21 protein-coding genes are annotated in these 22,862 nt (G+C 72.3%); 14 read left to right on the top strand and 7 right to left on the bottom strand.

All coding sequences use genetic code 11. The features are described from left to right. Positions 1–81 precede the first annotated feature (81 nt). From AB0L89_RS26695 to AB0L89_RS26730, 8 genes are all read left to right on the top strand, one after another. A complete protein-coding gene (locus tag AB0L89_RS26695; protein ID WP_365145732.1) occupies positions 82–1,188 on the top strand; it encodes a quinone-dependent dihydroorotate dehydrogenase in 1,107 nt (368 codons plus the stop codon). Further along, complete coding sequence (gene pyrF, locus AB0L89_RS26700; protein WP_365145735.1) at positions 1,185–2,030, top strand: orotidine-5'-phosphate decarboxylase; 846 nt, start codon at positions 1,185–1,187, stop codon at positions 2,028–2,030. The genes AB0L89_RS26695 and pyrF overlap by 4 nt, the downstream gene beginning before the upstream one ends. 256 nt (positions 2,031–2,286) lie before the next feature. Continuing rightward, positions 2,287–2,613, top strand: a complete 327-nt coding sequence (locus AB0L89_RS26705; protein ID WP_055698939.1) for an integration host factor — start codon at positions 2,287–2,289, stop codon at positions 2,611–2,613. Positions 2,614–2,651: 38 nt separating this feature from the next. Then, positions 2,652–3,209, top strand: coding sequence for a guanylate kinase (gmk, locus tag AB0L89_RS26710; protein WP_362327990.1), 558 nt, complete (start codon positions 2,652–2,654; stop codon positions 3,207–3,209). A gap of 51 nt (positions 3,210–3,260) precedes the next feature. Beyond that, on the top strand, positions 3,261–3,533 hold the full coding sequence (gene rpoZ / locus AB0L89_RS26715) for a DNA-directed RNA polymerase subunit omega (RefSeq protein WP_005319902.1): 273 nt from the start codon (positions 3,261–3,263) through the stop codon (positions 3,531–3,533). A gap of 108 nt (positions 3,534–3,641) precedes the next feature. Beyond that, a complete protein-coding gene (gene coaBC / locus AB0L89_RS26720) occupies positions 3,642–4,847 on the top strand; it encodes a bifunctional phosphopantothenoylcysteine decarboxylase/phosphopantothenate--cysteine ligase CoaBC (RefSeq protein WP_365145740.1) in 1,206 nt (401 codons plus the stop codon). A gap of 430 nt (positions 4,848–5,277) precedes the next feature. After that, positions 5,278–6,486 carry a methionine adenosyltransferase gene (metK, locus tag AB0L89_RS26725; RefSeq protein WP_365145743.1) on the top strand — a complete coding sequence of 403 codons (1,209 nt, stop codon included), beginning with the start codon at positions 5,278–5,280 and terminating at the stop codon, positions 6,484–6,486. Between the two features lie 108 nt (positions 6,487–6,594). Next, positions 6,595–8,739, top strand: coding sequence for a primosomal protein N' (locus AB0L89_RS26730; protein ID WP_365145746.1), 2,145 nt, complete (start codon positions 6,595–6,597; stop codon positions 8,737–8,739). Positions 8,740–8,800: 61 nt separating this feature from the next. Here AB0L89_RS26730 and AB0L89_RS26735 read toward each other — a convergent pair whose 3' ends face one another. Then, positions 8,801–9,355 (bottom strand): hypothetical protein, encoded by a 555-nt coding sequence (locus AB0L89_RS26735; RefSeq protein WP_365145749.1) that lies wholly within the window; start codon positions 9,353–9,355, stop codon positions 8,801–8,803. Between the two features lie 270 nt (positions 9,356–9,625). Between AB0L89_RS26735 and fmt the strand changes: the two genes are divergently transcribed. Further along, complete coding sequence (gene fmt / locus AB0L89_RS26740; protein WP_365145752.1) at positions 9,626–10,570, top strand: methionyl-tRNA formyltransferase; 945 nt, start codon at positions 9,626–9,628, stop codon at positions 10,568–10,570. 61 nt (positions 10,571–10,631) lie between these two features. Beyond that, the gene (locus tag AB0L89_RS26745) at positions 10,632–12,092 is read left to right on the top strand and encodes a transcription antitermination factor NusB (protein ID WP_365145755.1); all 1,461 of its coding nucleotides are present in this window, start codon (positions 10,632–10,634) and stop codon (positions 12,090–12,092) included. A 25-nt stretch (positions 12,093–12,117) separates the two neighbouring features. Here the strand turns inward: AB0L89_RS26745 and AB0L89_RS26750 are convergent, their stop codons facing one another. Continuing rightward, positions 12,118–14,292 (bottom strand): MMPL family transporter, encoded by a 2,175-nt coding sequence (locus AB0L89_RS26750; RefSeq protein WP_365145758.1) that lies wholly within the window; start codon positions 14,290–14,292, stop codon positions 12,118–12,120. Between the two features lie 134 nt (positions 14,293–14,426). On the opposite strand from AB0L89_RS26750, the gene rpe reads away from it, so the two are divergent. The 4 genes from rpe (at position 14,427) to AB0L89_RS26770 (ending at position 17,176) form a co-directional block, all read left to right on the top strand. Next, positions 14,427–15,113 carry a ribulose-phosphate 3-epimerase gene (gene rpe, locus AB0L89_RS26755; RefSeq protein WP_365145761.1) on the top strand — a complete coding sequence of 229 codons (687 nt, stop codon included), beginning with the start codon at positions 14,427–14,429 and terminating at the stop codon, positions 15,111–15,113. Positions 15,114–15,191: 78 nt separating this feature from the next. After that, positions 15,192–16,244: a sugar-binding domain-containing protein gene (locus AB0L89_RS26760; RefSeq protein WP_365145764.1), complete on the top strand. Its 1,053-nt coding sequence runs from the start codon at positions 15,192–15,194 to the stop codon at positions 16,242–16,244. A gap of 111 nt (positions 16,245–16,355) precedes the next feature. Further along, entirely contained in the window at positions 16,356–16,775 is a 420-nt protein-coding gene (locus tag AB0L89_RS26765; protein ID WP_365145767.1) for a ribonuclease domain-containing protein, read from the top strand. Beyond that, a complete protein-coding gene (locus AB0L89_RS26770) occupies positions 16,775–17,176 on the top strand; it encodes a barstar family protein (protein ID WP_365145770.1) in 402 nt (133 codons plus the stop codon). The genes AB0L89_RS26765 and AB0L89_RS26770 overlap by 1 nt, the downstream gene beginning before the upstream one ends. A gap of 31 nt (positions 17,177–17,207) precedes the next feature. Here the strand turns inward: AB0L89_RS26770 and AB0L89_RS26775 are convergent, their stop codons facing one another. The 5 genes from AB0L89_RS26775 to AB0L89_RS26795 form a co-directional block, all read right to left on the bottom strand. Beyond that, the gene (locus AB0L89_RS26775) at positions 17,208–17,954 is read right to left on the bottom strand and encodes an alpha/beta fold hydrolase (protein WP_365145773.1); all 747 of its coding nucleotides are present in this window, start codon (positions 17,952–17,954) and stop codon (positions 17,208–17,210) included. Positions 17,955–18,041: 87 nt separating this feature from the next. Continuing rightward, positions 18,042–19,295 (bottom strand): glycosyltransferase, encoded by a 1,254-nt coding sequence (locus tag AB0L89_RS26780; protein WP_365145776.1) that lies wholly within the window; start codon positions 19,293–19,295, stop codon positions 18,042–18,044. A gap of 113 nt (positions 19,296–19,408) precedes the next feature. After that, on the bottom strand, positions 19,409–20,149 hold the full coding sequence (locus AB0L89_RS26785) for an NAD-dependent epimerase/dehydratase family protein (protein WP_365145779.1): 741 nt from the start codon (positions 20,147–20,149) through the stop codon (positions 19,409–19,411). Beyond that, complete coding sequence (locus tag AB0L89_RS26790; RefSeq protein ID WP_365145782.1) at positions 20,149–21,174, bottom strand: Gfo/Idh/MocA family oxidoreductase; 1,026 nt, start codon at positions 21,172–21,174, stop codon at positions 20,149–20,151. The genes AB0L89_RS26785 and AB0L89_RS26790 overlap by 1 nt, the downstream gene beginning before the upstream one ends. Positions 21,175–21,176: 2 nt before the next feature. Further along, positions 21,177–22,676 (bottom strand): NDP-hexose 2,3-dehydratase family protein, encoded by a 1,500-nt coding sequence (locus tag AB0L89_RS26795; RefSeq protein WP_365145785.1) that lies wholly within the window; start codon positions 22,674–22,676, stop codon positions 21,177–21,179. Positions 22,677–22,862 lie beyond the last annotated feature (186 nt).

The raw sequence follows: 22,862 nt of genomic DNA on the forward strand, positions 1-22,862 counted from the left end.
CGGTGTCCCCCTTCTGGTGAGCACACCTGTCGCCCGGCGGGCACCCCCGCCGGGCGGCTGAGCACCCCGAGGACACCTCTCATGTACAAGCTCTTCTTCCGCCTCGTCTTCCGGCGCATGGACCCCGAGAAGGCCCACTACCTGGCCTTCCGCTGGATCCGCCTCGCGGCCCGCGTCCCCGTGCTGCGCACGTTCGTCGCGGCCGTCCTCGCGCCGCGCCACAAGGAACTGCGCACCGAGGCCTTCGGGCTGCGGATGCACGGGCCCTTCGGGCTCGCCGCGGGCTTCGACAAGAACGCCGTCGCGATCGACGGCATGTCGATGCTCGGCTTCGACCACATCGAGATCGGCACGGTCACCGGCGAGGCGCAGCCCGGCAACCCCAAGAAGCGGCTGTTCCGCCTGGTCCCCGACCGCGCGCTGATCAACCGCATGGGCTTCAACAACGAGGGCTCGGCGGCCGTCGCCGAGCGCCTGGCCGCGCGTACGCCCGTCTTCAGGACGATCGTCGGCGTGAACATCGGCAAGACGAAGGTCGTGCCCGAGGAGGAGGCCGCCGCCGACTACGTGAAGTCGACCGAGCGCCTGGCGCGCCACGCCGACTACCTCGTGGTCAACGTCTCCTCGCCGAACACCCCGGGCCTGCGCAACCTCCAGGCCACCGAGTCGCTGCGGCCCCTGCTGAGCGCCGTGCGCGAGGCCGCCGACCGCAGCGTCGAGGGCCGCCGCGTCCCGCTGCTCGTCAAGATCGCGCCCGACCTCGCGGACGAGGACGTCGACGCGGTCGCCGACCTCGCCGTCGAGCTCGGCCTGGACGGCATCATCGCCACGAACACCACCATCGCGCGCGAGGGACTCGGCCTGACGTCCGACCCCTCCCTCTACGGAGAGACCGGCGGGCTGTCCGGCGCGCCCCTGAAGGAGCGCTCCCTGGAGGTCCTGAGGCGCCTCTACGCGCGCGTGGGCGACCGGATCACGCTCGTGGGCGTCGGCGGCGTCGAGAACGCCGAGGACGCCTGGCAGCGCATCCTCGCGGGCGCCACCCTGGTCCAGGGCTACAGCGCCTTCATCTACGAGGGGCCCTTCTGGGGCCGCGCGATCCACAAGGGCCTCGCCGCGCGCCTGCGCACCAGCCCGTACGCCACTCTCGCCGACGCGGTCGGCGCCGACGTGAGGAAGTCCGCATGAGCCCCCTGGAGCCCTTCGGCGCGCGCCTGCGCCACGCGATGGACGAGCGCGGCCCCCTGTGCGTCGGCATCGACCCGCACGCCTCGCTGCTGTCCGCCTGGGGCCTGAACGACGACATCGCGGGCCTGGAGCGGTTCACGCGCACCGTCGTCGAGGCGCTGGCCGGCACGGTCGCCGTGTTCAAGCCGCAGAGCGCCTTCTTCGAGCGCTTCGGCTCGCGCGGCGTCGCGGTCCTGGAGAAGGCGGTCGAGGAGCTGCGCGTGGCCGGTGCCCTGGTCGTCATGGACGCCAAGCGCGGTGACATCGGCTCGACCATGGCCGCGTACGCCGAGACGTTCCTGCACAAGGACTCGCCGCTGTTCAGCGACGCGCTCACGGTCTCGCCCTACCTCGGGTACGGCTCCCTGAAGCCGGCCGTCGACCTCGCGCGCGAGAACGGCGCCGGGCTCTTCGTGCTCGCGCTGACCTCCAATCCCGAGGGCGCCGAGGTGCAGCACGCGGTGCGCGAGGACGGGCGCACGGTGGGTGCCACGGTCCTGGCCCACCTGGCCGCGGAGAACGCCGGGGCGGCGCCCCTGGGGTCCTTCGGCGCGGTCGTCGGCGCGACGCTGGGCGACCTGTCCTCGTACGACCTCGCGGTCAACGGTCCGCTGCTCGCTCCGGGGATCGGCGCGCAGGGAGCGACCCCGGCGGATCTGCCGGGCGTCTTCGGCGCGGCGGTCCGCAATGTGGTGCCGAGCGTCAGCCGGGGCGTGCTGCGCGCCGGACCCGACGTCGGGGGCCTGCGCGACGCCGCGGAGCGCTTCGCGGACGAGATCAGGACGGCCGTCGAAGCGGCCTGAGTGACGCGACGGGCCTCGCGCACACGTTCTCATGATGGGTCACCACGCCAAATCCGGTGCGAAATGCCCGATATGTACGTCTCGACAGAGGCTGACCAGGACTTTTCGTCTGTTCTCGCTGACTCCAGCGGCCATGGCCGCTAGTCTCCGACGAGAGCCAACGGGCAAGCGCGTTGCACGTTGCTCACCAGGTGTGGGGCGACTAGGTTCCTCACCGGTCCGTATCCGACAGTTCGACATCCGAGGTGACGTAGGCGTGGCTCTTCCGCCCCTTACCCCTGAACAGCGCGCAGCCGCGCTCGAAAAGGCCGCCGCGGCTCGCCGGGAGCGGGCCGAGGTGAAGAATCGACTCAAGCACTCCGGCGCCTCCCTTCACGAGGTCATCAAGCAGGGCCAGGAGAACGACGTCATCGGCAAGATGAAGGTCTCCGCCCTCCTCGAGTCCCTGCCGGGCGTGGGCAAGGTCCGCGCCAAGCAGATCATGGAGCGTCTCGGTATCTCCGAGAGCCGCCGGGTGCGCGGTCTCGGCTCCAATCAGATCGCGTCGCTTGAGCGCGAGTTCGGTGGCAGTGCCGCCGGCTGATGTTCTCAGGCACTCCTGAGAACCTGGATAATCGCTGCATGAGTGAACGTCCGCGGCTGACCGTGCTCTCCGGCCCCTCCGGGGTCGGCAAGAGCACGGTCGTCGCCCATATGCGCAAGGAACACCCCGAGGTCTGGCTCTCGGTCTCGGCCACCACACGCAAGCCGCGCCCCGGTGAGAAGCACGGTGTCCAGTACTTCTTCGTCTCCGACGAGGAGATGGACAAGCTGATCGCCAACGGCGAGCTCCTGGAGTGGGCCGAGTTCGCGGGCAACCGCTACGGCACACCCCGCCGCGCGGTGCTGGAGCGCCTGGAGGCCGGTGAGCCGGTCCTCCTGGAGATCGATCTGCAGGGCGCGCGCCTGGTGCGCGAGTCGATGCCCGAGGCGCAGCTGGTCTTCCTGGCTCCGCCGAGCTGGGAGGAGCTGGTCCGCCGGCTCACCGGCCGGGGCACCGAGGCGCCCGAGGTGATCGAGCGCAGGCTCGCCGCCGCCAAGGTGGAGCTCGCCGCGGAGGCCGAGTTCGACACGACCCTGGTCAATACCTCCGTCGAGGACGTGGCGCGTGAGCTGCTAGCCTTGATGAAGGTTCTTTGATCTTTACCCCTGTCTCGACCCTCTGGTCTTGACCCCATCGGAAGGCAGAGAGTGTCCTCTTCCATCACCGCGCCCGAGGGCATCATCAACCCGCCGATTGATGAGCTGCTCGAAGCAACCGACTCGAAGTACAGCCTGGTGATCTACGCCGCCAAGCGCGCCCGTCAGATCAACGCGTACTACTCGCAGCTCGGTGAGGGCCTGCTGGAGTACGTCGGCCCCCTGGTGGACACGCACGTCCACGAGAAGCCGCTGTCGATCGCGCTCCGCGAGATCAACGCGGGTCTGCTGACGTCCGAGGCCATCGAGGGCCCCGCCCAGTAAGCGCTTCGCGCCTTTCACCACAGGCCCGGCAGCACGGCTGCCGGGCCTGTGGTGTGTCATGGAGTAGTACGTCAGCAGTACGTATCCGAGTGCGGGGAGACAGAGGCAGTGGCCGAGAAGCCGAAGGTAGTCCTGGGGGTCAGCGGGGGCATCGCCGCCTACAAGGCGTGCGAGCTGCTGCGGAGGCTGACCGAGTCGGGCCATGACGTACGCGTCGTGCCCACCGAGTCGGCGCTGCACTTCGTCGGCGCCGCGACCTGGTCCGCGCTCTCCGGCAACCCCGTCTCCACCGAGGTCTGGTCCGACGTCCACGAGGTGCCGCACGTCCGGATCGGGCAGCACGCCGACCTCGTGATCGTCGCCCCCGCCACCGCCGACATGCTCGCCAAGGCGGCCCACGGCCTGGCCGACGACCTGCTCACCAACACGCTCCTGACGGCCCGCTGTCCGGTGATGTTCGCCCCGGCCATGCACACGGAGATGTGGGAGCACCCGGCCACCCAGGAGAACGTCGCCACGCTGCGCCGCCGCGGCGCCCTGGTCGTCGAACCCGCCGTCGGCCGCCTCACCGGCGTCGACACCGGCAAGGGCCGCTTCCCCGACCCCGTCGAACTCTTCGAGGTCGCGCGGCGCGTGCTGGCCCGCGGCGACCTGGCGCGGGACCTCGCGGGGCGCCATGTCGTCGTGAGCGCCGGCGGCACCCGCGAGCCCCTCGACCCCGTCCGTTTCCTGGGCAACCGCTCCTCGGGCAAGCAGGGCTACGCGCTGGCCCGCAGCGCGGCCGCGCGCGGCGCCCGCGTCACGCTCGTGGCGGCGAACGCGGCGCTGCCGGACCCCGCGGGCGTGGACGTCGTGCCGGTCGGCACCGCCGTGCAGCTGCGTGAGGCCGTCCTGAAGGCCGCGGCCGACGCCGACGCCGTCGTGATGGCGGCCGCCGTGGCGGACTTCCGCCCCGCGGCGTACGCGGCCGGGAAGATCAAGAAGAAGGACGGCGAGGAGCCGGCGCCGATCGCCCTGGTCCGCAACCCCGACATCCTCGCCGAGGTCGCGGGGGAGCGGGCGCGCCCCGGCCAGGTGGTCGTCGGCTTCGCCGCCGAGACGGACGACGTCCTCGCCAACGGCCGCGCCAAGCTCGCGCGCAAGGGCTGCGACCTGCTGGTCGTCAACGAGGTCGGGGAGCGCAAGACCTTCGGCTCCGAGGAGAACGAGGCGGTCGTGCTGGGTGCCGACGGCAGCGAGACGCCGGTGCCGTACGGGCCCAAGGAGGCCCTCGCGGACACGGTCTGGGACCTGGTCGCCGAGCGCCTGTCCTGAGCGCCTGTCCCGAGCGCGGCCTTCTGGGGCCGCGCTCCGGCCCTTACCATCGCGCGCCCTGTCTCACCATCCGGACAAGTGGCGCGACGGATGTGCGCCCCGGCCGTCCGCGGACTGCCCGTTTCGGCTCTTGGCCGAAATTGGCTGCTTTTCTACGCATCCCTTGACGGGGTCTCGATGGCCGGGGCTCAATGTCATTTTCGCCCCAGCGGGTGTCTCAAATCCGGGGAAAACGGACATGAGGCCCTCTGGTGGAGACTGATCGTCGTACCGCACAATGCAGTGCCGCAGGTCACAGGGCTCCCAAGTGGCGAGACATGTGGTCCGGCGGGCAAGAGTGACCGATAAACTGGTCTCGGACGACGCCGGGCGCAGCCCCCGGCAGTCCACCAATGATCAGCCAGCAGCCGCTGCAACCACAGGGAGCGATGTGTCCCGGCGCCTCTTTACCTCGGAGTCTGTGACCGAGGGTCACCCCGACAAGATCGCTGACCAGATCAGCGACACCATTCTCGATGCGCTTCTGCGTGAGGACCCGACGTCCCGGGTCGCCGTGGAGACGCTGATCACCACCGGCCTCGTCCACGTCGCCGGTGAGGTCACGACGAAGGCGTACGCGCCGATCGCGCAGCTCGTGCGCGAGAAGATCCTCGAGATCGGTTACGACTCCTCGAAGAAGGGCTTCGATGGCGCCTCCTGTGGCGTCTCGGTGTCCATCGGCTCGCAGTCCCCCGACATCGCGCAGGGCGTCGACACGGCGTACGAGAAGCGCGTCGAGGGCGACGAGGACGAGCTCGACAAGCAGGGCGCGGGCGACCAGGGCCTGATGTTCGGCTACGCCTGCGACGAGACCCCGGAGCTGATGCCGCTCCCGATCCACCTCGCGCACCGTCTGTCGCGCCGCCTGTCCGAGGTCCGCAAGAACGGGACCATCCCCTACCTGCGCCCCGACGGCAAGACCCAGGTCACCATCGAGTACGACGGCGACAAGGCCGTCCGCCTCGACACGGTCGTCGTCTCCTCGCAGCACGCGAGCGACATCGACCTGGACTCGCTCCTCGCGCCCGACATCCGCGAGTTCGTGGTCGAGCCCGAGCTGAAGGCCCTCCTCGAGGACGGCATCAAGCTGGAGACCGAGGGGTACCGCCTGCTGGTCAACCCCACCGGCCGCTTCGAGATCGGCGGCCCGATGGGTGACGCCGGCCTCACCGGCCGCAAGATCATCATCGACACGTACGGCGGCATGGCCCGCCACGGCGGTGGCGCCTTCTCGGGCAAGGACCCGTCGAAGGTGGACCGCTCCGCGGCGTACGCGATGCGCTGGGTCGCCAAGAACGTCGTCGCGGCCGGCCTCGCCGCCCGCTGCGAGGTCCAGGTCGCGTACGCGATCGGCAAGGCCGAGCCGGTCGGCCTCTTCGTCGAGACCTTCGGCACGGCCACGATCGACACGGACAAGATCGAGACGGCCATCAGCGAGGTCTTCGACCTCCGCCCGGCCGCGATCATCCGCGACCTCGACCTGCTCCGCCCGATCTACTCGCAGACCGCCGCGTACGGCCACTTCGGCCGGGCGCTTGCCGACTTCACGTGGGAGAAGACGGACCGCGTGGAGGCGCTGCGGAAGGCCGCCGGTCTGTAACCGCGGCCGTTCAGGCTCCGACGAGGCCCGGTACCCCCTGGTGGGGTGCCGGGTCTCGTCGTCTCCGTGCCCGGGGCGGTGTCCGACCCGTCTGGTAGGAATGCTGCTGTGAGCAGGGAGAACGAAGGGTTCGAGGCGGAGGGGGCCGAGGAGCCGGAGCAGCTTGCGCTGATCCGGGAATCGGTGCGCAAGGCCAAAGTGCCGCGGGCCAAGCCGCGGACGTGGCGGGGGGCCGCGTTGGCCAAGGAGTTGCCTGTGGCCCGGGTGCTGGTGGACAAAGGGGTGCTGCATCTCGACCGGTACTTCGAGTACGCCGTGCCGGAGGAGCTGGACGAGGTCGCGCAGCCCGGGGTGCGGGTGCGGGTGCGGTTCGGGGCCGGGGCCCACAACGTGCGCGAGGGGCGACGCGAGGGCGGCGGGCTGCGGGACGGGTTCATCGTCGAGCGGGTCGCCGAGGCCGATTACCAGGGGCCCCTCGCCGCGCTCGCCCAGGTGCTGTCGCCCGAGCCGGTGCTCACCCCCGAGCTGCTGGGGCTGACCCGGGCCGTCGCCGACCGGTACGCGGGAAGCCTCGCCGATGTGCTGCAACTGGCGATTCCGCCCCGGCACGCGAAGGCCGAGGCCCGGGAGTTCCCACCGCCGCCCGAGCCGCCCGCGCCGCCCGACCCCGCGTCCTGGGGGCGGTACGAGCGCGGGCCCGAGTTCCTCGCCTCGCTGGCCTCGGGCGGTGCGCCGCGTGCCGTGTGGACGGCGTTGCCGGGGCCGGAGTGGGCCGACGAGATCGGCCGGGCCGTGCGGGCGACGCTGGCGTCCGGGCGGGGGGCGCTGGTCGTCGTGCCGACGGTGCGGCTCGCGGCGCGGGTCGACCAGGCGCTGCGCGATCTGCTGGGCCCCGGGCAGCACGCCCTGCTGACCTCCGACGCTGGGCAGCAGCGCCGCTATCAGGAGTGGCTCGCGGTGCGGCGCGGGGCCGTGCGGGCGGTGGTGGGCACGCGCGCCGCGATGTTCGCCCCCGTGCGCGACCTCGGTCTCGTCGTCGTCTGGGACGACGGCGACGCCCACCACAGTGACGACCACGCGCCCTTCCCGCACGTCAGGGAAGTGCTGGAGTTGCGGGCCTCCCGTGACAAGTGCGGTTTCCTGGCCGGGAGTTGGAGCTGCACCGTCGAGGCCGCCCAGCTCGTGCGCAGCGGGTGGGCCGCCGCGCTGGCCGCGCCCCGCGAGGAGGTGCGCAGGGCCGCTCCCCTCGTACGGACCGTCGGCGACCTCGACCTGGCCAGGGACGAGGCCGCGCGCGCCGCGCGGCTGCCGAGCCTCGCCTGGGACGTGGCGCGCACCGCGCTCCGCGACGGCCCGGTCCTCGTGCAGGTGCCGCGGCGCGGATACGTCCCGCGCCTCGCCTGTCAGCGCTGCCGCGAGCCCGCGCGGTGCCGGCAGTGCGCCGGGCCGCTTGAGGCGCGGGAGGGCACCGGGGCGCTCGCGTGCGGGTGGTGCGGGCGCGCGGAGGACCAGTGGCACTGCTCCTCCTGCGGCGGATTCCGGCTGCGGGCCCAGATCGTGGGGGCGCGGCGGACCGCCGAGGAGCTGGGGCGGGCGTTTCCCGCGGTGCCGGTGCGGACGTCGGGGCGTGAGCAGGTGCTCGACACGGTGCCGGGGGCGCCGGCCCTCGTGGTGAGTACGCCCGGGGCCGAGCCCGTCGCCGAGGGCGGTTACGCGGCGGCGCTGCTGCTCGACGGGTGGGCCATGCTCGGGCGGCCCGATCTGCGGGCCGGGGAGGACGCGCTGCGGCGGTGGGTCAGCGCCTCGGCCCTGGTGCGGCCGCAGGGGGCCGGGGGGCGGGTCGTGGTCGTCGCCGAGCCGACGCTGCGGCCCGTGCAGGCGCTGGTGCGGTGGGATCCCGTGGGGCACGCGGTGCGGGAGCTCGCGGAGCGGGCCGAGCTGGGGTTTCCGCCGGTGTCCCGGATGGCGGCGGTGTCCGGCACGCCGGAGGCGCTTTCCGGGTTCCTCGCCGGGGCCGAGTTGCCCCGGGACGCGGTGGTGCTGGGGCCGGTTCCCGTGCGGGAGGTCGGGCCCGGGGCCGCGGAGGGCGTGGAGCGGGTGCTGATCCGGGTGCCGCCCGGGAGCGGGGCGGCGTTGGCGTCCGCCCTGAAGACCGCGCAGGCCGCGCGGATGGCCCGGGGGGCCCGCGGGGCGGCCCGGGACGGTGCCGGTGACGCCGTGCGGATTCGGGTCGACCCGTTGGACATCGGGTGACGGTCACATGGGAAACGGCCCCCTCACCGATCGGTGAGGGGGCCGTTTCCGTAAGGGAGCGTCAGCCGTTGCGGGGGCCCGGGAAGGCGTTGGGGCGGGGGTCCTCGCGGAGGGTGGGGCTGCCTGCCGTGGGCTGGGTCGGCATCGTGCGGGCGGCGGGGACGGACGGCAGGGGAGCGCCGACCGGCACCGGGCGGGTGGCCGTGGAGGTCACCGTCTGCGTCGGCGTCTCCGTGGCGCGCTCCGCCTCGGCCGCCGCCTGTGTGGTGGCCCGCCGAGCGCCGTAACGGCGGTGGACCGCCTGCTTGGTGACGCCGAGGGCCGAGCCCACCGCGTCCCACGAGAACCCGAGCGAACGGTCGAAGTCCACCGCGGCGGTGACCAGTGTCTCGACGCTGTCCCGCAGTTCCTGCGCGAGGCGTACGGTCGGGGCGGGGGCCCGCCCGTACACGACGAAGCCCGCGGACGGGCTGGAGCGGCGCGGGCGGTAGACGTTGCCGAGCTGCGCGGTGAGGGTGCGCAGCGCGTCCACCTGCCGGCGGACCCGCTCGATGTCCCGAACCAGGAGGTGCAGGCTGGCCCGTGCCTGGGCGTCGTGGGTTGCGTGGTCGGCCATGAACAAGCCTCTCGAACCGGCGTTGAAAAGGATCGGGCCGCATCCGCGGCCCGTTGTGGTCAACTCTTTCTTGACCAACGCGCTAGTTCGTGTGGGGTCACGGTGCAGGGGCGTATGTGCATATGCACAGGGCGCACGGCGCTTCGTACGCCCCCGGGAGCGTCAACCCCGGGCCCCGGCGGGACCGTCCCGGGCGGGCTCTTCGGGCGGCCCATAGACTGGTGCGCTGCCGTCGCTCCACCCCAGACCAGAGATCCGAGGTACCCACCAGTGAAGCTCGTCTTCGCAGGCACTCCCGAGGTCGCCGTCCCCGCCCTGGACGCCCTGATCGCCTCCGACCGCCACGAGGTGGCCGCCGTCGTGACCCGGCCGGACGCGCCCGCGGGCCGGGGCCGCAGGCTCGTCGCGAGCCCGGTCGCGGAGCGCGCGGAGGAGGCGGGCATCGAGGTGCTCAAGCCGGCGAAGCCCCGCGACGAGGACTTCCTGGCCCGGCTCCGGGAGATCGGCCCCGACTGCTGCCCCGTCGTCGCCTACGGTGCGCTGCTGCCCAAGATCGCCCTCGACGTGCCGGCCCGCGGCTGGGTCAACCTGCACTTCTCGCTGCTGCCCGCCTGGCGCGGCGCGGCGCCGGTGCAGCACGCGGTGATGGCGGGCGACGAGATCACCGGCGCCTCGACCTTCCTGATCGAGCAGGGCCTCGACTCCGGTCCGGTGTACGGCACGGTGACGGAGGCCGTGCGGGCCACCGACACCAGCGGCGACCTGCTCACCCGGCTCGCCTTCGCGGGCGCGGGGCTGCTCGTGGCGACCATGGACGGCATCGAGGACGGCAGCCTGACGGCGGTGCCGCAGCCGAACGACGGCATCACCCTCGCCCCGAAGATCACCGTCGAGGACGCCGAGGTGGACTGGGCGGCGCCCGCGCTCCGCGTGGACCGCGTCGTACGCGGCTGCACCCCGGCCCCCGGCGCCTGGACCCTCTTCCGCGGCGAACGTCTGAAGATCATCCAGGCCGCGCTCGTGCAGGACCGCACCGACCTCGCCCCCGGCGAGCTGTCCGCCGCCAAGAACAACGTGTACGTCGGCTCCGGATCGCACGCCGTCGAGCTGCTCTGGGTCCAGCCGCAGGGCAAGAAGCCGATGCGCGGCGCGGACTGGGCGCGCGGGGTGCGGATCGCCCCCGGCGAGCGCGTGGGCGGCGGCGACGTACGCTGAGAAGCGGGTCCGTTCGTCCCCCTCGATTCAGTTTTCGGCCCATTTCAGCAGCGGAGCACCTTTGAACGACCAGCCGAACCGGCGTCCCCGCACCTCCTCCGGCAAGCCCGGCAGGCCGGGGAAGTCCGGCAAGCCCTACCGCCGTCCCCAGAAGGACCCCGTCCGGTTCCTCGCCTTCGAGGCGCTGCGGGCGGTGGACGAGCGCGACGCGTACGCGAACCTCGTCCTGCCCCCGCTGCTGCGCAAGGCCCGTGAGAAGGGCGACTTCGACGCGCGGGACGCGGCGCTCGCCACCGAGCTGGTCTACGGCACGCTGCGCCGCCAGGGCACGTACGACGCGATCGTGGCCGCCTGCATCGACCGGCCGCTGCGCGAGGTCGACCCGCCGGTCCTCGACGTCCTCAACATGGGCGTGCACCAGCTGCTCGGCACGCGCATCCCGACGCACGCCGCGGTCTCCGCCTCGGTGGAGCTGGCCCGCGTGGTGCTCGGCGACGGCCGGGCCAAGTTCGTCAACGCCGTGCTGCGCAAGGTCTCCCAGGACGACCTCGACGGCTGGGTGGAGCGCGTCGCCCCGCCCTACGACGAGGACCCCGAGGACCACCTCGCGGTCGTCCACTCCCACCCCCGCTGGGTCGTCTCGGCGCTGTGGGACTCGCTCGGCGGCGGCCGGGCCGGGATCGAGGACCTCCTGGAGGCCGACAACGAACGGCCCGAGGTGACGCTCGTGGCGCGGCCCGGCCGCTCCACCGCCGATGAACTCCTCGACTCCGTCGGCGAGGAGTCCGCGCTGCCGGGCCGCTGGTCGCCGTATGCCGTGCGGCTCAGCGAGGGCGGCGAGCCCGGCTCCATCGAGGCCGTGCGCGAGGGGCGCGCGGGCGTCCAGGACGAGGGCAGCCAGCTGGTCGCGCTCGCGCTGGCGAACGCGCCGCTCGACGGCCCCGACGAGAAGTGGCTCGACGGCTGCGCCGGTCCGGGCGGCAAGGCGGCCATGCTCGCCGGGCTCGCCGCCCAGCGCGGTGCCGTCCTGCTCGCCTCGGAGAAGCAGCCGCACCGCGCCGGACTCGTCGGGCAGGCGCTCGCCGGGAACCCCGGCCCCTACCAGGTCATCGCGGCCGACGGCACCCGGCCGCCGTGGCGGCCCGGCACCTTCGACCGGGTCCTGATGGACGTCCCCTGCACCGGGCTCGGCGCGCTGCGCCGCCGTCCCGAGGCCCGCTGGCGCCGCCGCCCGCAGGACCTGGACGGCTTCGCCCCGCTCCAGCGCGCGCTGCTGCGGACGGCGCTGGAGTCGGTGCGGGTCGGCGGCGTCGTCGGATACGCCACCTGCTCGCCGCACCTGGCCGAGACGCGGGCCGTCGTGGACGACGTGCTCAAGCAGACCGGCGGCGCCGAACTCATCGACGCGCGGCCGCTGTTGGAGGGGGTACCGGGACTGGGGGACGGGCCCGACGTACAGCTGTGGCCGCATCTGCACGGTACGGACGCGATGTATCTGGCGCTGATCCGGCGGACGGCCTGACCGTCCTGCCCGGTGTGAAGTGGGCCTAGGGGTCCGGAAGTCGGGCCTTGGGGGCCTCGGTGGCGGCGGTCCGCTCCGGGGTCCTCGGCGGTTCCGGGCGGCGCGCCAGCGGATGGGGCCACCACACCTTCGGCCCCACGTCCAGGAACAGCGACGTGACCAGGACGGACCGTACGACGAAGGTGTCGAGCAGGACGCCGAGGGCCACCGCGAAGCCGATCTCGGAGAACGCCACCAGCGGGAGCGTGCCGAGCGCGGCGAACGTGCCCGCGAGGACCAGGCCCGCCGAGGTGATCACCGCGCCGGTCGCGGCGAGGCCCGTCAGGACGCCCGCCCGGGTGCCCTGGCGGATCGCCTCCTCGCGGACGCGGGTCGACAGGAAGATGTTGTAGTCGATGCCGAGCGCCACGAGGAACACGAAGACGAAGAGCGGGAAGTCGGTCGTCTCGCCCGCGTAGTCGAAGAGGTGCCGGAAGGCGAGGGCGCTCACGCCGAGGGCCGCCGCGAAGGACAGGACCACCGTCGCGATCAGCAGCAGCGGGGCGACCACCGCGCGCAGCAGGACGCCCAGGATCAGCAGGACCACCGCCAGGACCAGCGGGATGACCAGCTTGTTGTCGTGGGCCGTGGCGCGGTCCATGTCGAGCAGGGCCGCCGTGCCGCCGCCGACCTTCGCGTCCGCGCCGGGGACGGCGTGCACGGCGTCGCGCACCCGGTCCACGGTCCGCTTGGCGGCCTCGCTGTCGGACGGGTCGCCGGGCGTCGCCTCCAGGAGCGACGTGCCCTCGTACTCCGCCGCGGTGCCCGGCGGACGGCCCACGCTGGTGGGCACCACGCCGGAGGTGGAGCGCACGACCCGGGCGACCCGGTCCTCCCGCGCCGTGTTCGTCACGATCACCAGCGGGTCGCCCGAGCCCGCCGGGAAGTGCTCGGCGAGCACCTCCTGACCGGTGATCGAGTCCGGCTCGTCGATGAACGCGTCGGCGTTGCTGAGCCCCGCCGCCCGCAGCTGGAACAGGCCGAGCGAGAACAGGGCGAGCGTCGCCGCCGTGACGCCCCAGATCAGCCGCGGACGGCGGGCCATGCGCCGGCCCGTGCGGGCCCACAGGCCGCGCTCGGTCGGTTCGGGGGAGCCCACGTGCGGGATCAGCGGCCAGAAGAACCACCGGCCGAAGATCACCAGGAGGGCGGGGAAGAGCGACAGCATCGCGAGGAGCCCGACCGCCACCCCGATCGCGGCGACCGGGCCGAGTCCGCTGGTGGAGTTCATCTCGGCGACCAGCAGCACCAGCATGCTCAGGATGACCGTCGCGCCGGAGGCGAGGACCGCGGGGCCCGCCCGGTGCAGGGCGAGCGCCATCGCCTCGTGGCGGTCCTCGTGACGGCGCAGTTCTTCGCGATAGCGAGCGACCAGGAGCAGCGCGTAGTCGGTCCCCGCGCCGAAGACGAGCACCGTGAGGATGCCCGCGCTCTGGCCGTTGACCGTGAGGTCCGCGTGCGTGGCGAGCAGATAGATGAGGGCCTGCGCCGTGAACAGCGCGGTGATCACCGCGATCAGCGGGGCGAGCAGCAGGGTGGGGCTGCGGTAGGTGAACAGCAGGATCACGACCACGATGCCCGCCGCGGCGAACAGCAGCGTCGAGTCGATGCCCTCGAACGCCTCGGCGGAGTCCGCGGCCGTGCCGCCGGGCCCGGTGATGTGCACGCTCAGGCCGTCGCCGCCGTGGCCCACCCGCTCCCGGATGGTGTCGACGGCGGGCGCGATGCGCTCCCACCCTTCCGCGTCCATGGTGATCGGGACGAAGACCTGGGCCGCCTCGGGCCGCACCTTCCTGTCGAACACCGGGCCGCGGGTCTCCGTGCCGCGGATGCCGTGCGCGCGCAGCTCCCTGGCCTGGCGGACGTCCCCGGCGATCTGGGCGCGGTCCGCCGCGGTGAGGCCGCCTTCGCGGGCGTACACGATCACCGCGGGGATCGCCTCGGGCCTGAACTCGGCCGAGATGTCGAGGACTTGGGTGGACTCGGCGGAGCCGGGCAGCCAGGACTCGGCGTCGTTCTCCTGGGCGTCGGTGAGCTTCTGGGCCAGGGGCGCCGCGACGACGAGCACCGCGAGCCAGAACAGCACCACCAGCCACTTGGTGCGCCGTCCGCACACCAGCCACGCGACCCCGTGCCGCTCCTGCCGTCGTGTGTCCGCCATGGCGTCCCCCCGCCTGCCGCGCGCGGTGCCGGTGGACCGTCCAGCATGGCACGGGGCGTGCGGGCGCGGGACCCGCTGTGCCCATGCCGTGGACTGGGGTCAGCAACGCGCGCCGGGCATGGCAGGCTTGGGGCATGGCCGTGCAGATCAACCCCAGCATCCTGTCCGCGGACTTCGCCCGCCTTGCCGAGGAGGCAAAGGCCGTCGAAGGCGCCGACTGGCTCCATGTCGATGTGATGGACAACCACTTCGTCCCGAACCTCACGCTCGGCGTGCCGATCGTAGAGTCGCTGGCCCGCGCGACGGACACGCCTCTCGACTGCCACCTGATGATCGAGGACCCCGATCGCTGGGCCCCGCAGTACGTCGAAGCGGGCGCCGGATCCGTCACCTTCCACGCGGAGGCCGCCGCCGCGCCCGTCCGGCTCGCGCGCGAGATCCGCGCGAAGGGGGCCCGCGCCTCCATGGCGCTGAAGCCCGCGACGCCCATCGAGCCGTACGAGGACCTGCTCCCCGAGCTCGACATGCTGCTGATCATGACGGTCGAGCCGGGCTTCGGCGGGCAGGCGTTCCTGGACATCATGCTGCCCAAGATCCGCCGCACGCGTGAGCTGATCGGCAAGCACGGCCTGGAGATGTGGCTGCAGGTCGACGGCGGTGTCTCGGCCGCCACGATCGAGCGCTGTGCCGAGGCGGGCGCCGATGTCTTCGTCGCGGGCTCGGCGGTCTACGGCGCCGAGGACCCCGCCCAGGCGGTACGTTCATTGCGCGCCCAAGCCGAGGCAAAGACGTCGTCAAGCGCATGGGCATGCGACCACTGAGCCACAGGAACGTGAACGCAGTCCCTCAGGGCTGATCAACTAGGCCGGATCTGCGAGGATGAACGGCGTACCCAGTTTGTGAACAGCAGTGAGGAGAGCGCCGTGTCGGCCATGTCGGCGGGTCGGTCAGCCATGCGGATGGGACCCGCGGAGCTGGTGCAGGCGGCGGCCATGGCCCGCCGCTTCTACCTCGAGGGAAAGTCCAAGATCCAGATCGCCGAGGAGTTCGGCGTCAGCCGCTTCAAGGTGGCCCGGGTCCTGGAGACCGCCCTCGAGCGAGATCTCGTGCGCATCGAGATCAGGGTCCCGGCAGAGCTGGACGCCGAGCGCTCGGACGCGCTGCGGGCCCGCTACGGCCTGCGGCACGCGGTCGTGGTGGAGTCACCGGCGCCCAGCGACGAGATCGACGAGTCGCCCGACCCCGAGAATTTGGGCGAGGTCGCGGCCGGCCTGCTCGGCGAGCTCGTCACCGAGGGCGATGTGCTCGGTCTCGCCTGGGGCCGTTCGACCATCCACATGGCGGCCGCGCTGGAACAGCTGCCGCCGTGCACGGTCGTGCAGCTGACGGGCGTGTACGACGCCGGGACCGCCGAGCGCGGCTCCGTCGAGGCCGTCCGCCGCGCCGCCCAGGTCTCCGGCGGCGAGGCCCACCCCATCTACGCGCCGATGCTGCTGCCCGACCCTGCCACGGCGGCGGCGCTGCGCCACCAGACCGGCATCGCCCGCGCCTTCGAGTACTTCGACAAGGTCACGGTCGCCTGCGTCTCCATCGGCTCCTGGGAGCCGGGCATCTCCACGGTCCACGACATGCTCAGCGACGAGGAGCGGGCGCACTACGCCTCCCTCGGCGTGGCCGCCGAGATGTCCGCGCACCTCTTCGACGCCGAGGGGCGCCGGGTCGGGCGGGATCTGGGGGAGCGGTGCATCACCGTCGAGGCGGACCGGCTGCGGCGGATCCCCGAGGTGGTCGCCATCGCGGGCGGGCAGCGCAAGGCCGCCGCGATCGACGCGGTGCTGCGGTCCGGTCTGGTCACCAGCCTGGTGACGGACACCGCCGCCGCGGACCAGCTCCTGGTGGCGGGGCCGCCCCCGCGGCCCGCGCTGAACCGCACGGACCCGGACGGCAGCTAGGCACCGCGAGGGGTGCGGACTCCGCCCACGGGCCCCGAGCGGCCCGGAGTGCGGTGCCCCGCGCCCCCACGGGCCCTGCCGTGCGGGGCCCGCTGTGGCAGCATCTGTCGCATGTTGTCCCGTTTCATTCCCCGTGCCCTCGGGGTGCTGCTGGTCTGTGTCGCGTTCCTGGTCTCGGGCTGTTCCTCCGGGGGCGGCGATACCGGCAGCGGGAGGGCCTCGTCCGCGGCCTCCGTGCCCGCCTGGGCCCACGGCATGGCGACCGTGCGGGCCGACCGGCTCCCTGCCGAGGCCCGCACGACGCTGCGCCGCATCGACGAGGGCGGCCCCTTCCCGTACGGGAAGGACGGCAGCGTCTTCAGCAACTTCGAGCGGGAGCTGCCGCAGCGCAAACGCGGCTACTACCACGAGTACACCGTCCGCACGCCGGGCGAGCGCGACCGCGGGGCCCGGCGGATCGTCACCGGGAACGGCGGCGAGTTCTACTACACCGATGACCACTACGCGTCCTTCAAGGCGGTGCTCAGGTAATGGCCGGCGGTACTGACACGACCCTCGATGCGCTCAGGCCCGTGCTCGACGCGGCGCGCGGCGCGGGGTGGACCATCTGGACGCTCCCGCTGGCCGGGGTGCGCGACAAGGCCGGACTGATGGAGCGCTGCGCCCGCGGCCTGGAGCTGCCCGACTGGTTCGGGCGCAACTGGGACGCCCTCGCTGACTGCCTCACCGATCTGTCGTGGGCGCCGCCCGCGCCCGGCCGGCTGCTCGTCGCCTCCGGCTGGCAGGAGTACGCGCGCACGGCGCCGCAGGAGTGGGAGACCGCGCAGGAGGTGTTCTCCGCGGCGGTGGACCACTGGCAGGACGCGGGGACGACGCTCGCGGTCGTCCTCGCGATCGGTTCAGCCCCCGCCGTGGAACACGACGGGGGCTGAAGGGGGACGCGGTGGTGCCGGGCGGGGCCGCTCAGGCGCTCAGCCGCGCGCTGATCTTCCCGAGCACATCGGCGGCGTGCACGTCGAGGTAGAAGTGCCCGCCGGGGTACGAGTGGAGCTCGAAGTCGCCGGTGGAGAAGTCGCGCCAGCCCTTCGCCTCCTCGACGGTGACCATCGGGTCGGCGTCGCCGGTGAGCACCACCAGCGGGCAGTTCAGCGGCTCACCGGGAGTGAGCTCGTACGTCTCCACGGCCCGGTAGTCGTTGCGGATCGCCGGCAGCAGCATCTCCACCACGTCCGGGTCGTCCAGCAGGCTCCCCGACGTGCCGCCCAGCTCCTTGACCTTGGCGATCAGGCCCGCGTCGTCGCGCCGGTGCACGCCCTCGTCGCGTGCGAGGGAGGGCGCCGCGCGGCCCGAGGCGAAGAACGACACCAGGCGGATGTCCTTCTGCTCCAGGCGGCGCGCCACCTCGAAGCCGACCAGCGACCCCATGCTGTGGCCGAAGAACGCCAGCGGCCGGTCGGCCCACTGCAGGAGCTCCTCCGCCAGCGCGTCGGCCAGTTCCTCCACGCTCGCAAGGAGCGGCTCCTTGCGCCGCTCCTGACGCCCCGGGTACTGCACGGCCAGCACGTCGGCCACCCCCGACAACTGCCGGGAGACCGGGAAGAAGTAGCTGGCGGCGCCGCCCGCGTGCGGGAAGCAGACCAGGCGTACGCCCGCGTCGGAGGGGTGGAAGCGGCGTATGGAAGGGGTGCTGGGTTCCGTCGTCTGTGTCATGGCTGTGGCTGCTCCTCGGTCCCGGATCTGGGGTGTGTGCCGACTCCCTCGTCACGCACGGGTTCATGCACGGCTTCGGGCGCGCTGTCAGGCACCGGCGTTCGCCCCGCCCGGTCCGCGCCACCGCTTCACCCAGTCCTCCAGGATGTCGACGGCGGTCTCCGTGCCCTGCTCGGCGCGCACGGCCTCACCGATGGTAGCCGCGCGCTTCGCCATGGCCTCGTCGCCGAGGGCCTTGCCGAGGGCCTCGTCGAGCAGCTCGGCGGTGAACTTCGAGAACGGGATGGGCTTGGGGGAGACGCCGAGCCGGTGCACCTGCGCGGCCCAGAACGGGCTGTCCGCGAAGGTCGGCACGACGACCTGCGGCGTGCCCGAACGCAGCGCCTCGCCCGTGGTGTTGCAGCCGCCGTGGTGGATGACGACCGACGAGCGGGGGAACAGCCAGGGGTAGTGCACGTCCTCGACGCGGAACACGTCGTCCGGCACCTCGTCGGGACCGCCGCCCACAAGCACCAGACGCTTTCCGTACGAGCGGACCACGCCGAGCACCTTGCGCAGCGTCTTGTCCGGCTGGTGCACCGGCCAGATGCTGCCGAACGACAGCGTCACCGGGGGCTCCCCTGCCTCCATGAAGTCGACGAGCGCGTCGGAGGGGCTCCACTCGCGGTCCCAGAACCAGTAGCCGGTGAACTTCGACAGCGCGGGCCAGTCGTCGGGCTCCGTGAACATCTCCCGGGTCACCGGGCACAGCAGCGGGACGTCGCGGCCCAGCTCGCCGTAGGGCGCGCCGAACGGCAGCGCAGGCATGCCCGCGTCCTTGCGGTAGCCGCGGATGGAGACCCAGTCGAGCAGGCCCGCCATCTTGTGCGTCACACGGTTGTAGAGCGGGCCCGACCTGCTCTGCGGCGCCATCATGGCCGGCCACTCCTTGGTGGGCGGCAGCGGCCACCAGGTCAGCGACGCCCAGGGCGCCTTGCCGTCGTCCTCGAACAGGATCCGGCTCAGCACGCTGTTGACCACCAGGTCGGCCCCCTCGCACACCTCCGCGATGCGGGAGGCCAGGAGGCGGATGTGCTCGGGCGTCTGGCGCGGCACCTTGCGGGCCGCGCGGAACAGCGAGGCGCCCTGCTGGAGTGCCTCGGCGAGGGCCGGGTGCGCGAGGAAGTCCCGCGGGCTGCCCGGGAGTTCGCCGAAGTCGAGACCGGCCTCGCGGACCAGCTTCTCGAAGTCCGCATGGGTGGCGAGGATCACGGAATGTCCGCGGGCCGTCAGGGTCCTGCCCAGCGCGATGAACGGCTGGACGTCCCCCCGTGAACCTGTGACAACGAGCGAGACCTTCATGCATCCTCCGTACGAAAGGGGCGGTGGAGAGGGAAGCCGCCCGTGCGCCGTGCCTCGGTGGCAGCCGTGCTCCCGTGGTGCGGGACGTGAACGGGCGTCGGGAGCGGGTGACTTCAGTAGTAGGGGACGTAGCGGTCGAGCAGCCGGTCGAGATAGTCGGCCTCGGTCACCGACCGCATGCCGGGCAGCAGTCCGCACAGCTTCTCGATCGACACCGGGGTCATCGCGACGGGTACGTCGACGATCTCGCGGCGCGCGAACAGGCCCAGGCGCTTCTCGATGCCGTCGACGACCGCCTCGACGGGCCGGGGCGTGCCCGAGGCGACGTTCACGATCTCCTTCTCGACGCCCTCGTCGAGCAGACCGTCGATGGCCCGGACCAGATCGGCGACGTCCACCATGTCGCGGTGGGCGCCCTGGTACAGCCGCACGGTGCCGTCGCGCACCTGCTGGACGAACGCGGGCAGCAGCTGGTGCGCGCGCTGCCAGCGGCCCATCGCGTGGCTCACCCGCAGCGTGAGCCAGGGCGCGCCGCACTCGGCGACGATGCCCTCCAGGCGCAGCTTCTGGCGGCCGTACGCCGAGACCGGGGACAGCGCGGCGTCCTCGGCCATGGGGGTGTCCCCGGTGCCGTAGAGCGCGTGGGACGAGGTGGACAGGAACACCACGAGGCGGCCCTCGGCACGGCACCGCCGGGTGATCTCGTCGACCAGGGCCGCCTCGCGGTCGAACTCCTCGTCGAGCGTGCTGGTGCTGGTGCTGGAGACCCCGGCGGCGATGACGGTGGCGTGCGGGTGGCGGTCGCCGACGGCGGCGAGGTTCCGGGCGATGAAGCCCCTGCCGACGATCTCCATCAGGGGGCCTCGGGGGCGGTGACGCGGACCGCCGACTTCTGGATGGTGTCGAGGAGTTCGGCGGTGCGCACGGTGGTGGCGGCCCAGCCCTCGTGGTCCGGGTCGGCGCCCGTCGCGGCGCTCTTGCGCACCGCGGCGGCGAACGCGGCGACCGAGCCGGCGAACTGGTGCTCGGCGGGCAGCGTGATCTCCTCGGTGTGGTTCTGCTCCTCGATGCGCAGCACGGGCGCCGCGGTCGCCGCCGGGGTGAAGGCGCGGTCCACGGACAGCCGGGCCTCGCTGCCCCACAGGGTGTAGCGCGAGCCGTAGGTGTGCACGAAGCCGAAGCTGAGGGTGGCGATCTCGCCACCGGCCGCCGCGAGCACGGCGCTGCCGGCCACGTCGACGCCGGACGCCGGGTCGTCGTGGAGCACGGCGCCGACGACGGTGAGGTCGTCGCCGAGGTAGTACTGCGCGAGACGCACCGGGTAGATGCCCGCGTCCAGGAGGACACCGCCGCCGAGTTCGGGGACGTAGCGCACGTCCTGCGGGGGCAGCGGCGGGAAGCAGAACGCCGCGTCGATGTGGCGCAGCCGGCCGAGGCGGCCCTCGGCCACCAGCTCGGCCACCCGCCGGTGCATGCCGTGGTGGACGAACGCGACGTTCTCGCGGAGCACCAGGCCACGCTCATGTGCCCGGGAGGCCAGGGCAGCGGTGTCCGAAGCGGCCGTGGTCAGCGGCTTCTCGGACAGGACGTGCTTGCCCGCGTCGAGCGCGGCGCGCACCCAGGTGGCGTGCAGCGCGTTGGGGACCGACACATAGACCGCGTCGATGTCGTCGCGCTCCAGGAGTCTGTCGTAGCCGTGCACGGCTAAGCAGTCGAAGTCGGCGGCGAACCGCTCCGCCTTCTCCCGGTCCCGGCTGGCGATCGCGGCGACGACGGTGTCCGGCACCTCGCGCAGCGCGGGCAGGGTGCGCCGCGCGGCGATCGAGGACGCGCCGAGCACACCGACCCGCAGCGGCTCCGGCGTCGTGGAGGTACTCACGTTCATTCCCCTCTGGTCTGGCGCAACAGGCTGTGCAGGCAGGCGAGCAGGCTCCTGGCCTGGATGTTCAGGTAGTTGCTGTGCTGTACGAGCCCGGACAGTTGATGGGCCGTCAGCCAGCGGAAGTCCTCGGGTGCCCGCAGCTCGCGCCCGGCGGGGACCTCGACGATCAGATAGCGGCTACGGGTGTGGAAGAACCGGCCGCCCTCCTCGGAGAGCACGCTGTCGAAGCGGATGGCGTCGGCGGGGGCGTGCAGCACCTCGTCGAGGAAGGGGGGTGCGGCCTCGGGCGGCAGCACGGTGTAGTTCTCGGGGGTGCACTGCACGGTGGGCGCGAGCTCGACCGCGTCCATGAAGCCGGCCTCGTGCTTGACCCGGGTCAGGGCGTGCAGCACCCCGTCGATCCGCTGCACCAGGAAGGCCACGACGCCCCGGCCGCGCGCCTCGATCATCGGCTGGGTCCAGCCGCCGATCTCGCGGCTGCCGGTGCGTACGTCCACGGCCATCACGTCGAAGAACAGGCCGGATTCATGGGAGAGCCGCTCCGCCGAGCGGTGCCAGCCGCCGATGGCGCCGAGGTCCACCAGCTCCGCGCGGCCGTCGAACTCGGCCCGTACGCCGCTGATCCAGTTGCGCACGGCGCCGAGGGGGTGCAGCGCGCCGTGGCCAGGATCCAACGACCGTGCCAGAGAAGAGCGGACGGTGTCGTCCTCGACCGGATAGGGTGATCGTGGATCACCGCCAGGGGACCCGAAGCCGGGTGACGCGGGGTCCGTCAACGGGAGGCAGGACATGACTGTGCGCGCGTCCATGTTCACGAGGTCGTCGACCGCGAGCAGCGCGTGCAGCTGTCCGACGGACAGCCAGTAGAAGCCGTCGAGGAGCTCCACGTCCTCCGTGGTCTCGACGACGATGTTCCGATTGCGTTTCCGGTAGAACCAAGAGCCCTGTTCCGACTGGAGCACATCGGCGAGCACGTGGTGCCGCGCGGCATTCCGGAAGTAGTCGAGATAGGGCACCGCACGGCCGCCGTGCACCCGGGTGTAGTTGCTCCGGGTCGCCTGAACGGTGGGTGAGAGCTGGACGCCGTTGTGGTTTCCGGGCTCCATCTTCGCCTGCATCAGGCAGTGCGGTATACCGTCGAATTCCTTGACCAGAATGCCCAGTACGCCGACTTCAGGCTGATGGATGACCGGTTGTTCCCACGAGGGCACCCCGCCTGGGGCGTCGTGCACGCGCAGGCCCTGTACCGAAAAGAATCGGCCACTGTCGTGGACCAGGTTTCCGCTTGACTCCGCGAATCGCCAACCCTGCAGTTCTGTAAACGGGATGTGACGAATCCTCGACCGCTCTGTGTCGCGGTATGCGGCGAACGATGTGTGGAAATCCCGCAGGCTTGTGACGGCGTGGTCCACATCACGCATGGAACGGGCGATTCCGGTAGCCGAGCGGATTCCCGGCCTGGTTAAGACGTTGGCGCTGCCCGGTGGGGCGTGCGTCATCAGTCGCTCCTTGTTCCCTGGCGCGGGTTCGCGTGGCGAGTGGTGGGGGAGGCGTCGCAATGGGGTCGACCGGCGTGGATACGCAGTTGAGAGGCCGTCAGTACCCCTATTCCCCGGTGGGGATGCGGATAGTCCGGGGGTTTCTGGTCCTCGGCTAGTCCTACGTCTCTCGGTGGCGGCTGTCAA

Source organism: Streptomyces sp. NPDC052114, assembly GCF_040680155.1.
Taxonomy (GTDB): domain Bacteria; phylum Actinomycetota; class Actinomycetes; order Streptomycetales; family Streptomycetaceae; genus Streptomyces.

Bases quoted from the DNA above. Each gene is read 5' to 3' on its own strand.
- AB0L89_RS26695 (WP_365145732.1), top strand. From the start codon at position 82: ATGTACAAGCTCTTCTTCCGCCTCGTCTTCCGGCGCATGGACCCCGAG.
- pyrF (WP_365145735.1), top strand. From the start codon at position 1,185: ATGAGCCCCCTGGAGCCCTTCGGCGCGCGCCTGCGCCACGCGATGGAC.
- gmk (WP_362327990.1), top strand. From the start codon at position 2,652: ATGAGTGAACGTCCGCGGCTGACCGTGCTCTCCGGCCCCTCCGGGGTC.
- AB0L89_RS26735 (WP_365145749.1), bottom strand. From the start codon at position 9,355: ATGGCCGACCACGCAACCCACGACGCCCAGGCACGGGCCAGCCTGCAC.
- AB0L89_RS26750 (WP_365145758.1), bottom strand. From the start codon at position 14,292: ATGGCGGACACACGACGGCAGGAGCGGCACGGGGTCGCGTGGCTGGTG.
- rpe (WP_365145761.1), top strand. From the start codon at position 14,427: ATGGCCGTGCAGATCAACCCCAGCATCCTGTCCGCGGACTTCGCCCGC.
- AB0L89_RS26765 (WP_365145767.1), top strand. From the start codon at position 16,356: ATGTTGTCCCGTTTCATTCCCCGTGCCCTCGGGGTGCTGCTGGTCTGT.
- AB0L89_RS26770 (WP_365145770.1), top strand. From the start codon at position 16,775: ATGGCCGGCGGTACTGACACGACCCTCGATGCGCTCAGGCCCGTGCTC.
- AB0L89_RS26775 (WP_365145773.1), bottom strand. From the start codon at position 17,954: ATGACACAGACGACGGAACCCAGCACCCCTTCCATACGCCGCTTCCAC.
- AB0L89_RS26780 (WP_365145776.1), bottom strand. From the start codon at position 19,295: ATGAAGGTCTCGCTCGTTGTCACAGGTTCACGGGGGGACGTCCAGCCG.
- AB0L89_RS26785 (WP_365145779.1), bottom strand. From the start codon at position 20,149: ATGGAGATCGTCGGCAGGGGCTTCATCGCCCGGAACCTCGCCGCCGTC.
- AB0L89_RS26795 (WP_365145785.1), bottom strand. From the start codon at position 22,676: ATGACGCACGCCCCACCGGGCAGCGCCAACGTCTTAACCAGGCCGGGA.